Raw genomic sequence first — 12315 nt, forward strand, 5'->3', positions numbered from 1 at the left:
ATAATTAAATTTTATGCCTCCCACCAGGGATCAGACAACAGACGATCCATAATAATTGAAGCAGCACTTCTAACTGAAAGATGATTAAAATCTCCCCTACCCCAGATAGGATAAAGCACATAATCACAGTCAGCAACCATCTCCTTGGTTAAACCATAACCGGTTCCATAAATAATTAAAAACGGGCGGTCAATTTGCTGTAATTCACTGCGCATATCTTTATAGGATATTGTATTTGGATATTCACGAGCATCAGTAGCAATCAGCAGAGGCTCCTGACCGGTTTCTTTTCGGATTTCTGCTTTTACTTCCTCAAGTTCTGAAGCAATCTCGAGCACCGAAAAAGCCTGATGACGGTTATAAACATAATCAGCACCACGACCACCAGTCCAGTAATCTCTGACTCTTTCTACCAATTCCTGCTGTGATTTAAGATTATTGATAATATAGTATTTATTGATATCATAGGTTTTTGCAGCTCTTGCTATATCGTGTAGATCATAATTTGTTACAGTTGTTGTTATAACTTCACCCAGTTTATTATAAATAGGATTATGGACTAAGCCAAGATAAACATCTGCCTCAATTTTTGCCATCAACTTCACCCTTTAGTTCCAGCTTAATTTCTTTAAGTAATTCTTTTTCTAAATCACTAAGTTTTTTATCTTCCAGTAAATCTTTTCTTCTTAAAAGAGTTCTTTTTAAAGACTCTTTTTTGCGCCATCGCTCAATTAACTGATGATTACCACTTAGTAATACATCAGGAACCTTGAGGCCATTAAATTCTCGTGGTCTGGTATAATGAGGATGTTCTAAAAGGCCATTATAAAACGAATCCTTTTTAGAAGAATTTTCATCTCCCAGTACTCCACTCAAAAGTCTGGAAATTGAATCAACAAGAACCATTGCCGGCAGTTCTCCACCAGTAAGTACATAATCACCGATAGAAATTTCCCGGTCAATAATTGTTTCTCTGACTCGTTCGTCCACACCTTCATAACGGCCACAGATTATTGTTAAACCCTGCTCCTGGCTTAGATCCTTAACTAAATCCTGGGTCAATTCTTCACCCTGCGGACTCATTAAAATAGTTTTTGATTTTTGCCCTCTCTTATCCTGAGTATTCTGCCAGGCCTTGAAGATCGGTTCTGCCTTCATCACCATTCCAGCTCCTCCACCGTATGGTGGCTCATCTGTTGTATGATGTTTATCCTCAGCAAAATCACGGATGTTTACTGTTTTTATATCTATCAAATCTTTTTCTCTGGCTCTTTTTAAAATACTCTCACTAAAAGGTCCCGCAAACATTTCCGGGAAAAGAGTTAAAATATCAAAAAACATAAATTCAGCTCCTAAAGATCTAAGATCCCCGGGATAGGATCAACAATAATTTTTTTGTTTTCAAGATCAATTTCTAAAATCATTTCCCGACTGGCAGGCAGCATATATTCTTTATCCTTGCCTTTGACCAAAAAAATATCTGTGCCTGAAGTGTCAATAACATCTATTAATTTTCCCAGATAGCTGCCGGATGCAAGATAGACCTCACAGTCTATTAAATCATCGACATAAAAGTTATCTTCTGGAAGTAAATATTTTTCAGACTCATCAATTAAAACCTGATAATTTTTAAGTTCTTCTGCTTCATTAATTGAATTAATGTCAAAAAACTTTATTATTACAAATTGTTTATGGAAACGAATATACTCTATCTCCAGTTCCTTAAGCTCATCTCCTCTTTTAAGATAGACTGTATCTAAATCAAAGAATCGCTCCGGAATGTCGGTGGTTGCCTTAACCCTAACTTCTCCTTTATTTCCCTGGAAACGAGTAATTATTCCAATTACTAAGTAATTATCACTCAATTATTTCACCAGCCTGAAAAATTATTTAATATCAACCCTTACTTTTGTTCCTTCTTTAGCAGCTGCAGCATTAACAACGGTTCTAATTGCTTTTGCAATTCGGCCTCTCTTACCAATGACCTTACCCATATCTTCATCTGCAACCGAAAGCTCAATTGTTATCGAATTGTTATCTTCAACCCTGTTAACTGAGACTTCAGAAGGATTGTCTACTATGGATTCGGCAATAAATTTTATCAATTCTTCCATGGAGAAAACCTCCTTTTAATTACTCATTACCGTGGTACTTAGCCATAACACCTGACTTCTTTAATAAAGTCTTAACTGTATCTGAAGGCTTTGCACCATTATTTAACCACTTGAGTGCTTTTTCTTCATCAATATTATATGTTTCTGGTTCAGTTGTAGGGTCATAGAAACCTAATTCCTCAACAAAGTATCCCTGAGGAGCTCTCTTGGAATCAGAAACAATAACTCTGTATGATGCATTACGCTTACTTCCCATTCTTTTTAAACGAATCTTAACTGCCATCTATCAAACACCTCCCTCCGTTAATAATAAAAATTACAAGTCTATTTATTTAATTGAAAAATGGCAGATTGAAACCTCCACCTTTTTTCATTTTACCGCTGTTTAACTGTTTCATCATTTTTTTAGTCTGCCTAAACTGTTTTAAAAGGCGATTTACTTCCTGAATACTGGTTCCACTACCCTGAGCAATTCGCTTACGGCGTGAGCCATTAATAACCTCAGGATCTCTTCTTTCTTCTGGTGTCATTGATGAAATTATTGCCTCGATATAATCAAGCTGTTTATCATCAACCTGCATATTTTTAAGCTGTTTGGCTCCACCTAAGCCGGGAATCATACCCAGTATTTCATCCATCGGTCCCATATTTCTCACCTGGTCCATCTGCTCCATAAAATCTTCTAAAGTGAATTCATTTTTTCTGAGCTTCTCTTCCAGTGCCTGAGCCTTTTCCTTATCAATGCTCTTTTCTGCCTTTTCGATTAAACTTAAAACATCTCCCATTCCCAGAATACGTGATGCCATCCGATCTGGATGAAAAGTTTCTAAATCAGCAAGTTTTTCGCCTGTACCAGCAAATTTTATTGGTTTACCTGTGACTGCCTTAATAGATAAAGCAGCACCACCACGGGCATCACCATCCATTTTGGTTAGAACTATTCCATCTACGTCAAGGCGCTGATCAAAGTTTTTAGCTACATTTACAGCATCCTGACCTGTCATTGCATCTACAACAAGTAGAATTTCATCCGGTTCAACTGTAGACTTAATAGACTCCAATTCTTCCATCATATCCTGATCAATATGCAGACGTCCTGCTGTATCAAGAATAATAGTATCACAGTTGTGAGAAGAAGCATAGTTAATACTTCCCTTTGCAATATCAATCGGATCACTGTCTTCTCCCATCGAAAATACGGGTAAATCAAGTCTTTCTCCCAGAACCTGAAGCTGTCTGATAGCAGCAGGCCGGTAAACATCTGCAGCAACTAATAAAGGACTCTTACCATCCTTTGATAATTTACGGGCCAGTTTACCAGCACTGGTAGTTTTACCTGAACCCTGAAGACCAACCATCATAATAATTGTAGGTGGTTCAGGTGCAATAGCAATATCTTCTTTACTGCCACCCATTAGTTCCTGCATTTCTTCATTAACAATCTTAATAACATGCTGTCCGGGAGTTAAACTATCCATAACTTCCTTACCAACAGCTCTCTCTTCAATTTTAGAAATAAAGTTTTTTACAACTTTATAATTAACATCTGCTTCCAAGAGGGCCATCTTAACCTCTTTAAGAGCAGTCTTAACATCTTTTTCTGTCAGTTTACCCTTCCCTCTTAACTTATCAAAGGTATCCTGCAGTTTTTCAGCGAGATTTGAAAAAATCATATTTTACCTCCTCTAGAGGATCGATTTAATCGATTCCAGTTTTTTGCGCAGATCCTGATTCTGGTCTGCAGCTAAAATACCCTTAGCCGTCATCATCTCTTCTAAATCATTTATATTTGTTCTGATCTTATTATATTTTTTTAAAAGCCCGAGCTTGGCTTCATAATCTTCCAGGCTCTCCTCACTTCTATGTAGATGGTCATAAACTCCCTGACGACTGATCCCTATATTATCAGCAATCTCAGAAAGAGATAAATCATTATAGAAGTAGCTTTTAATAATCTTTTGCTGCTTTTCTGTCAGCAAAGAGCCGTAAAAGTCAAATAACATTGTAATTTTAATTGTTTTCTTTAGCAAAAAAATCACCTGTAAAGTTAATTTACTTAACACAGGTGATAGTATATGATATTTTGGAGCTTTTGTCAAGCTAAAATTTCAAAACATCCTTAAATTTTTTAATAGGTTAAGATTGAGCCCAGAAAAAATTATCTAAATCTCCAAATTAACTTTTTTGTAGCACTAAAAATTTATATTCATTCAAAATCAGACTACCTTCTTGATCAGCACCTCCTGTCTTTAATTAAATTTTTAATTAAGTTTTGAAATTTTAAGCTTGCAAAACTCTCTTTTTAAATATCTGGAGGAGAAAGTCAGGCAGATATTTTATTTCTCTAATACTCTAAATAACTGACCTATCTACTCTTCACTGCTGAAAAGTGCCTCTATAAATTCTTCTGGATCAAAGTTCTGCAGGTCTTCTGCTGCCTCTCCAACTCCAATCAGTTTAATTGGAATATCCAGTTCATTTTTAACTGCAATTACAATACCACCCTTGGCAGTTCCATCAAGTTTGGTTAGAGCAACCCCATCAACTTCTACAGCATCATTAAATAATTTAGCCTGAGAAATAGCATTCTGGCCGGTTGTTGCATCTAATACCAGCAGAACTTCAACTCCAGCTTTTATTTCTGCTGCCTCTCTATCGATTACTCTTTTAACTTTTTTGAGCTCTTCCATTAAGTTAGTCTGGGTGTGCAGGCGGCCGGCTGTATCGACAATTAAAAGATCTACTTCTTTAGCTCTGGCAGACTGGACAGCATCATAAGCAACTGCCGCTGCATCAGAACCTTCCTGCTGAGCAATCACATTAACTCCCAGACGGTCTCCCCAGATCTGGAGCTGTTCAATTGCACCCGCTCTAAAGGTATCACCTGCTGCCAGCATTACCTTTTTACCCTCTTCTTTATGCCGGCCCGCAATTTTAGCAATTGTAGTAGTTTTTCCGGCACCATTAACACCGACTACCATGATAATATTAAGATCTTTATCGAATTTAAAGCCGCCCTCGTCATTCTGCAGCAGACTCTGCAGTTCTTTTTGAAAATAATCCATTAGTTCTTCTGGTTCAGTAATTTCTTCTTCTTCTACATCTTCTTTTAATTTTTCAATTAAGGTAAAAGTGGTTTTAACACCTACATCTGCCTGAATTAAAACCTCTTCCAACTCTTCAAATAGTTCATCATCAATATTTGTTCTGCCGGTAAAAATATTTGTTACCTGATTTACAAAACTTTCCTTTGTTTTTTTAAGCCCATCCTTTAATCTCTGTAAAAATCCCACTTATAAAGCCTCCTTGATATAATTATCATTAAATTCCTCTGCCTGGTCTAACTTTAAAGAAACCAGACGAGATACACCAGATTTTTCCATAGTCACACCGTAAAGCGAATCAACTTCAGTCATCATATAACGTCGGTGAGTGATGATAATAAACTGTGCTACCTTTGCATACTTTTTAATAAAACTGGCAAATCGAACAATATTAACATCATCCAGAGGAGCATCTATTTCGTCCAGAACATAAAAAGGACTTGGTTTAACCTGAATAAAGGCGAAAATTAAGGCAATCGCTGTTAAAGCCCTCTCACCACCTGAGAGCAGAGATAAACTTTTTAAACTCTTTCCCGGCGGTTGAGCATGGATTTCCACCCCTGTTGTTAAAAGTTCGTCTGGATCAGTTAACTTAAGTTCTGCTTTCCCTCCCTGAAAAAGGGCTTTAAAAACCTTAGAAAACTCTTCCTTGACCTGATAAAAAGTATCTGCAAACATTTTTTCCATAGATTCCTCAATATCCGAAATCACAAGTTCAATTGAATTCCGGGCATGTTTTAAGTCAGCCTGCTGTTCATGCAGATAATCAAGTCTTTCCTTTAGTTCAGCAAATTCTTCTACAGCTGCTTCATTAACCGGATGCAGGCTGTCCATCTTCTTTTTTAAATCATGAATTTTAGCCTCTGCTTCTGCCTCATCTTCATCTGTAATTTCAATTAATTTATTTTCATCAATCTCATTCGGTTTAAGTTCATAATCATTAATTAAAATTGATTTAATGTTTTCTAATTTGTCATCTAGCTTGGTATATTTTAAATCAAGCTGGTGAAAATCATCTTTAACCTTGTTTAACTGCTGCTGCAGTTCTTTTGCTTCTTTTTCCTTGGTTTCAACTTTTTTTTCCAGATTTTTAACTTCAATTGTTAAATTATTTTTTTTCTGCTTCAGCTCTTCACCCTCAGACTCCAATTTCGTTTTCTGCTGCTGAAGTCTAATTTTACGATCAGCGATTCTTTCCAGATCACTGCTAATCTCATCAATCTCTTTTTTTCGCTCTTTTATTTCTTTCTCTTTTAACTCTAAAGCGCGCTTTCTATCAGACAACTTTTCCTGCGCATTATTTCTTTTTTCCGAAATTCTGGCCCCATCCAGCTCTAATTCTTTTAACTGAGGTTCCAGTTCTGCAAGATTTTCTTTTTTTATTTTAAAAGCGGCTTTTAGATCATTGATTTCACTATTCAAATTTTTAATCTCTATTCTGAATTCTTCAATGTTTTGCTGCTTAATTTTAATTGTTTCTTTGTTATCTTTAAGACTATTATCCAACTCAGAAAAATTATTCTGTCTTAAATTCCTGTCTGATTTTAATTCTTTTAAATTTTCTTCAGCTCTATTTTTATCATTTATAATATTGTTTTCTTCCATTTTTAAAGACTGAAGTTCTGATTTTAAAAGCTCTAATTTTTCCCTTTTTTGGTCAAGTTCTTTTTTGTTATTTTCCAGTTTTTGGACAAGTGATTTTCCTTTTTGCTGCAGTTTGTTTTTGCGCAATTTTAGCTCTTCAATTTTTCGACTGCGGCCGATTAAATCTCTGCTGTTACTGGAGCTGCTTCCACCAGAAATAGCACCACCGGGATATACAACATCTCCTTCTGTGGTAACAATTCGAAAACTGCGCTTAATATTTTTCGCCATCTTAACAGCATGGTCAAGATTATCACTGACTACAATTTGACCTAAAAGAAAGTTGAATATATTTTCCAGGCGCTCCGGAAAATCTACCAGATCAACTGCCAGACCAATAAATCCTTTCTGATTTCTCAATTGATTTAAATAACGATCACTAAGCCGGGAACCATTAACCATATTAAGTGGTAAAAAAGTTGCTCGCCCTCTGTTATTTTTCTTTAGGTAGCTTACTGCATCTTTAGCTGTCTGATCATCTTCGACAATAATATTCTGCATTTTGGCTCCAAGTGCAGTTTCTATAGCTTCTTCGTATTCGGCTTTAACTGAGACTATTTCGGCCACTACATCAATTAAACCACTAAACTGTTCTCGTTTTTCTAAAATGCTGCGCACACCATTATAATAACCTTCATAACTTTCCTGCATTTCTTCCATTAACTGCAGACGAGAATTATAATGCTGATAATTCTCCTTTGTCTCTAAAAGCTGATCTTTACCTGCTTCCAGAGCCTGATCTTCTTTTCGGATTTTTTCTTTTAGAGTTTCTAATAGCTGCTTCTTTTTTTCAATCTTAGTTCTAACTGAAGCCAGCTCTTCTTTGATTCTTGAGGTACGAGCAGATTCCTTTTCAATTTTTTGATCTATCTGATTTTGATCTAAAGATATTTCCTGCAGCCGATCATTAGAAATTTCAACTCTTTCTTTTAATCTTTCCAGTGCTGAATTTTCCTGCTGTATTTTTATTTCTTTTGCTTCTATTTTATTTTCTTTAGAATTTATTTGCTTTTTTAGAGATTCAATTTTTTCCTGATTTTGTCTAATGCTATTTTTTAATTTATCAATTTCATTTTCAATATTCTGCTGGTCAGAATTTATCAGCTTAAAATTTTCTGCTGCCTCTTTAACTTCTTCCTGCTGCCTTTGTCGTTCCTCTTTTAGCTCAGCAATTTTATTTTTTAGATTTTCTTTATTTTCTATGTAATTATTTTTCCTTTCTTCCATAACATTTAGGTTATTTTTAATCTCATTAACCTTATTCTGATTCTGAAAATAGCGATTACTGAGCTCTTCCTTTTCATTTTTAAGAGTTTTAAGCTTGTCTTTATCATTATCAAGCTGATAAGAAATTGCATTATAGGAGCTCTGTTTCTCATTTAAAGTCTTCTGCTGAGCATCTCTATTTTTGCTCAATGCTTTGAACTCAGCTGAATTTTTTTTCCACTGTTTATTTAAAAGGCTAATCTCTAAATCTGAAAGTTCTTCTTTAAATCCTTTATACTTTTTAGCTTTTTCAGCTGCATTTTTTAAAGGATCATGTCTTTTTTCAAGTTCATCCACCAGATCATGAATTCTATTTAAATCATTATTAGTATTTTCAAGTCTTTTTTCGGCTTCTTCTTTACGAGATTTATGTTTCATAATTCCTGCAGCTTCTTCAAAAAACAATCTCATTTTATCCGGCTTGGATTTAATGATTGAATCAATTCTTCCCTGTCCAACTATTGAATAACCATCACTACCCAGACCACTATCCATTAAAAGCATTTCTATATCTTTTAACCTGCAGGAAGCTCCATTGATTAAATAATCACTGCGACCATCATCTCTTACCTCACGTCCTAAAGTCAATTCTTTGCCTTCAACAGGAAGGTCTCCACTGGAGTTATCAAAAAATAGAGTTACACTGGCTTTCTTTTTGGCGTTTAATTCTTCACTTCCAGAAAAAATAATATCAGCCATTCTGCTTCCCCTCAGATTTTTGGCACTCTGCTCGCCCAGAACCCAGCGGATAGCATCTACAATATTACTTTTACCACTGCCATTTGGTCCTACGACAGCAGTTATATTTTCTTCAATTTCTATATCAGTTTTACTGGCAAAAGACTTAAATCCTTTAAGCCTAATTTTTTTAAGAAAAATATTAACCACCTACCTTATAAGTAGCCTGATTTTACATTTAAAAACCTACCCTCACGGATAGGTTTTAAAAAATCGTGATTTATCTCGGCTCAACTAAAAATTTAATAGCTGTTCTTTCTTCTCCATCGATTTCAATTTCAGCAAATGCAGGAATCATAATTAAGTCCATTCCATTGGGAGCAACATATCCCCGGGAAATCGCAATTGCTTTGATAGTTTGATTGACTGCTCCAGCTCCTACCGCCTGTAACTCAACCCTTTTTTCTTCCCTAACAACCGCTGCTAAAGCACCAGCAACAGCTTTTGGATCAGAATTTGATGAAACCTTTAATTCTTCCATAAATAATTTAACTCCCCCTTAAATGTAATTATAATTTTTTAAAACAGGTGGAGAATCTTCAGGATTATTAAGAATAATCTTGAGAATATGTAAACAGCTAATTATTTAATTCTTGATTAAAGTACTTATTCCTTCTTTATTACTTAAATTAAAGCATATTTTTCAATTTCGTTACTTCCCTGTCATTTAGATATCTAAATTCACCTTCTTTAACACCATTGAGTGTTAAAAAAGCAAAAGAAATTCGCTGCAGTGAAACGACCGGAAAACCAGCAATTTTGGCCATCCGTCTAACCTGTCTGTTCCTACCCTCATGAATAATTATATCAAACTCGGTCTGATCTTTTTTCTGATTTACATTTGATATTTTAGCAGGTGCTGTTTTTTGTCCATCGATTATCATTCCATTTTCAAATTTTTTAAAATCTTCTTCTTTCATTTCTCCCTGCACAAGAACTCTATATTTTTTATCAACTTCCTTTTTCGGATGAGTTAATTTATAAGTTAAATCACCGTCATTAGTCATAATTAAGAGTCCTGAACTATCATAGTCAAGTCTTCCTGCTGGATACAGACGCTGTTTTAAATCAGGAATTAAGTCCATAACAGTAGGTCGACCTTCCGGATCAGATACAGTTGTAATATAACCTTCTGGTTTATTTAAAAGAATATATCTTTTTTTCTCTTCACTAATCAGCTCACCATCAACAACTATTTCATCCTGTTCTGGATCAACCTTAAATCCCATTTCGGTAACAGTTTGTCCATTTACTTTAACTCTCCCTGCTGCTATAATTTCCTCCGATTTTCTGCGAGAAGCAACCCCTGCATGGGCCATAACTTTCTGCAGTCTCTCCATTATTTCACCTCAAAATTATATTATTTTAAACTTTTTAGTTTGTTTCCTGCTCTGCTTCTAATTCCTTTTTTTCTGCAGCTTCTTCTGCTGCCTCTTCAATTTCTGCAGCAAATAATTTTTCTACTCTTTCAATTTCTGGTAGTTCAGCTAAATCTTCAATATCCAGATATTCTAAAAATTGATCTGTTGTTCCATAAATAATCGGATTACCAATAGTTTCTTTTCTCCCAACTTCTTCTATTAACTCATACTTACTTAGAGTAGTTAAGGTCCTCTCAACACTGACTCCTCTAATTTCCTCAATTTCCGAACGTGTTACTGGCTGTCTATAAGCAATAATTGCCAGGGTTTCCATAGAAGCAGTGGAAAGAGAAGATACTTTAGTGATATCAAATAGCTGTTCTATCTCGCGGGCAAACTCTTTTTTGGTCTGGAATAAATAACTGTCATTATATTCCTTTAGCTGAATACCAAATTCTCCCCCCTGATATTTTTGCTCTAAATATATAATTACTCTTTCTAATTTTTCTTCTGAAAATGAAGTTATCTCCTTAATTACAGATCGTGGAAGTTTCTTCTTGCTGCTAAATATAAGGGCCTCTACCAGTGCGATATCCTTTGGTTTTAAGTCTTCAAAGCCAAGGTTTTCCAGTATTTTTTGTGCTTTTTCTTTTCGTTTTTCACTGAGATAACTTATATTGTCTTCGCTCATTAAATCACCTTTCCATACTAATCCGGATATCAGAAAAATTATTTTCCTGAACCACCTTAATTCTTTTGCGTTTCATCAGTTCCAGTAAAGCAAGGAGACTAACAACTATTTCCAGCTGATTATTTTCTTCTTTTATTAAGTGAAAAAATGAAACTTCCTGGTTGACCCGCCTAATATCTTTCAAAATATCTCTAATCTTGTTGCGGATATTAAACTTTTCTTCTTTAAGATATTCCAGTTTAGGGTTTCTTAAAACTTCTGTTTCTTCTTCTTTTTCGGCAGTTAATGCTTTAATAACCAGTTCATGTAATTTAGACACAGAAATTTCCAGATCTACCTGCAGCATTTCCGGCATTAATTCTTCTATATCCACCTGGGCCCGGTAACGATTGCCAGCCTCTTCTTCCCATTCTTTTAACATCTGAGCAATATTTTTAAATAATTCATATTCCCGGAGGCGGGTAATTAATTCGTGTTCACTCTCTTCTTCCTCACTTTCCTCTTCCTGAGGCAGAAGTGCTTTAATCTTGATCTCTATTAATTCTGCTGCTATAATTAGAAATTCACTTGCCAGATCTATGTCAAATTCCCGCATCTGATCTAAATAGTCAAGATACTGATCAGTAATTCTAGCAAGTGAGACTTCACTGATATCAATTTCATTTTTTTTGACCAGCTGGTATAAAAGTTCAAGTGGTCCCTCAAAGTCATCCAGTACTAGTTTATAATCCATAAATTAACCTCTTTCGCTTAGAGTAAGATTCCGTAGATTGTATTAACCAGTGGACCAATAATGCTCCAGAGAATGCCGGTATAGGCCAAAAGCAATAGCAAAACCATTCCGTAAGGCCCTTCCAGTTTGCGGATATATTTATCAAATTTAGGTGGTAAAATACCCATTAAAATTTTCGAACCATCCAGTGGTGGCACTGGTAATAAATTAAAAAAACCAAGACTTAAATTTATAATTACTGCCAGTTGAAAGAAAACAAAAAATGTCTGGACAAGATTTCCATAGCCAGCTGCTTGCAGTTGATATAAACTGGCTGAACTAAAGAATACTATTACTCTTGCTATTAGAGCAAATAAAGCTGCCAGAAAAAAATTTGACCCTGGACCAGCCAGACTAACCAGCATCATTCCTCGCCTTGGATTTTTATAGTAATTCGGATTAATCGGAACCGGTTTGGCCCAGCCAAAACGTCTGGTTAAAATTAAAACCAGACTACCAATGGGATCTAAATGAGCCAGTGGATTTAAAGTTAATCTCCCCTGCGATTTAGGGGTTGGATCTCCAAGTTTATATGATATATAACCGTGCATAAACTCGTGTAAGGATAAAGAAAGTAACAGCACGGGTATTAATAATAATAATTCATAAATTGTACTCATTATTT

14 protein-coding genes are annotated in these 12315 nt (G+C 35.3%); all 14 read right to left on the bottom strand.

Annotation, left to right across the window (positions count from 1 at the left end; translation table 11 throughout):
• Positions 1-11: 11 nt before the first annotated feature.
• Positions 12-596: an RNA methyltransferase gene (locus DFR80_RS02735; protein WP_114489147.1), complete on the bottom strand. Its 585-nt coding sequence runs from the start codon at positions 594-596 to the stop codon at positions 12-14.
• Positions 583-1341, bottom strand: coding sequence for a tRNA (guanosine(37)-N1)-methyltransferase TrmD (trmD, locus tag DFR80_RS02740; RefSeq protein WP_076543570.1), 759 nt, complete (start codon positions 1339-1341; stop codon positions 583-585). Before trmD ends, DFR80_RS02735 begins: the two co-directional genes overlap by 14 nt.
• Positions 1342-1352: 11 nt before the next feature.
• Positions 1353-1865 (bottom strand): ribosome maturation factor RimM, encoded by a 513-nt coding sequence (rimM, locus tag DFR80_RS02745; protein WP_076543571.1) that lies wholly within the window; start codon positions 1863-1865, stop codon positions 1353-1355.
• Positions 1866-1886: 21 nt separating this feature from the next.
• Complete coding sequence (locus DFR80_RS02750; protein ID WP_076543572.1) at positions 1887-2114, bottom strand: KH domain-containing protein; 228 nt, start codon at positions 2112-2114, stop codon at positions 1887-1889.
• A gap of 19 nt (positions 2115-2133) precedes the next feature.
• Positions 2134-2397 carry a 30S ribosomal protein S16 gene (gene rpsP, locus DFR80_RS02755; RefSeq protein ID WP_076543573.1) on the bottom strand — a complete coding sequence of 88 codons (264 nt, stop codon included), beginning with the start codon at positions 2395-2397 and terminating at the stop codon, positions 2134-2136.
• Between the two features lie 49 nt (positions 2398-2446).
• Positions 2447-3787, bottom strand: a complete 1341-nt coding sequence (gene ffh / locus DFR80_RS02760) for a signal recognition particle protein (protein ID WP_076543574.1) — start codon at positions 3785-3787, stop codon at positions 2447-2449.
• Positions 3788-3799: 12 nt separating this feature from the next.
• Positions 3800-4144, bottom strand: a complete 345-nt coding sequence (ylxM, locus tag DFR80_RS02765) for a YlxM family DNA-binding protein (protein WP_076543575.1) — start codon at positions 4142-4144, stop codon at positions 3800-3802.
• A 339-nt stretch (positions 4145-4483) separates the two neighbouring features.
• Positions 4484-5407, bottom strand: coding sequence for a signal recognition particle-docking protein FtsY (ftsY, locus tag DFR80_RS02770; RefSeq protein WP_114489148.1), 924 nt, complete (start codon positions 5405-5407; stop codon positions 4484-4486).
• Positions 5408-9016, bottom strand: a complete 3609-nt coding sequence (gene smc / locus DFR80_RS02775) for a chromosome segregation protein SMC (protein ID WP_114489149.1) — start codon at positions 9014-9016, stop codon at positions 5408-5410. It lies immediately after the preceding gene.
• Between the two features lie 70 nt (positions 9017-9086).
• The gene (locus DFR80_RS02780) at positions 9087-9347 is read right to left on the bottom strand and encodes a stage V sporulation protein S (RefSeq protein ID WP_076543578.1); all 261 of its coding nucleotides are present in this window, start codon (positions 9345-9347) and stop codon (positions 9087-9089) included.
• Positions 9348-9495: 148 nt separating this feature from the next.
• Positions 9496-10206, bottom strand: a complete 711-nt coding sequence (locus tag DFR80_RS02785) for a pseudouridine synthase (protein ID WP_076543579.1) — start codon at positions 10204-10206, stop codon at positions 9496-9498.
• 34 nt (positions 10207-10240) lie between these two features.
• Positions 10241-10918, bottom strand: coding sequence for an SMC-Scp complex subunit ScpB (gene scpB, locus DFR80_RS02790; protein WP_084566042.1), 678 nt, complete (start codon positions 10916-10918; stop codon positions 10241-10243).
• Positions 10919-10922: 4 nt separating this feature from the next.
• On the bottom strand, positions 10923-11651 hold the full coding sequence (locus DFR80_RS02795) for a ScpA family protein (protein ID WP_076543580.1): 729 nt from the start codon (positions 11649-11651) through the stop codon (positions 10923-10925).
• 17 nt (positions 11652-11668) lie between these two features.
• Positions 11669-12310: a site-2 protease family protein gene (locus DFR80_RS02800; protein ID WP_076543581.1), complete on the bottom strand. Its 642-nt coding sequence runs from the start codon at positions 12308-12310 to the stop codon at positions 11669-11671.
• Positions 12311-12315: the final 5 nt, after the last annotated feature.

The organism is Halanaerobium sp. ST460_2HS_T2, from assembly GCF_003337665.1.
Lineage (GTDB): Bacteria > Bacillota > Halanaerobiia > Halanaerobiales > Halanaerobiaceae > Halanaerobium > Halanaerobium kushneri.

Excerpts from the sequence above, each read along its gene's own strand:
- DFR80_RS02735 (WP_114489147.1), bottom strand. The coding sequence starts at position 596 with ATGGCAAAAATTGAGGCAGATGTTTATCTTGGCTTAGTCCATAATCCT.
- trmD (WP_076543570.1), bottom strand. The coding sequence starts at position 1,341 with ATGTTTTTTGATATTTTAACTCTTTTCCCGGAAATGTTTGCGGGACCT.
- DFR80_RS02750 (WP_076543572.1), bottom strand. The coding sequence starts at position 2,114 with ATGGAAGAATTGATAAAATTTATTGCCGAATCCATAGTAGACAATCCT.
- rpsP (WP_076543573.1), bottom strand. The coding sequence starts at position 2,397 with ATGGCAGTTAAGATTCGTTTAAAAAGAATGGGAAGTAAGCGTAATGCA.
- ffh (WP_076543574.1), bottom strand. The coding sequence starts at position 3,787 with ATGATTTTTTCAAATCTCGCTGAAAAACTGCAGGATACCTTTGATAAG.
- DFR80_RS02780 (WP_076543578.1), bottom strand. The coding sequence starts at position 9,347 with ATGGAAGAATTAAAGGTTTCATCAAATTCTGATCCAAAAGCTGTTGCT.
- DFR80_RS02785 (WP_076543579.1), bottom strand. The coding sequence starts at position 10,206 with ATGGAGAGACTGCAGAAAGTTATGGCCCATGCAGGGGTTGCTTCTCGC.
- scpB (WP_084566042.1), bottom strand. The coding sequence starts at position 10,918 with ATGAGCGAAGACAATATAAGTTATCTCAGTGAAAAACGAAAAGAAAAA.
- DFR80_RS02795 (WP_076543580.1), bottom strand. The coding sequence starts at position 11,651 with ATGGATTATAAACTAGTACTGGATGACTTTGAGGGACCACTTGAACTT.
- DFR80_RS02800 (WP_076543581.1), bottom strand. The coding sequence starts at position 12,310 with ATGAGTACAATTTATGAATTATTATTATTAATACCCGTGCTGTTACTT.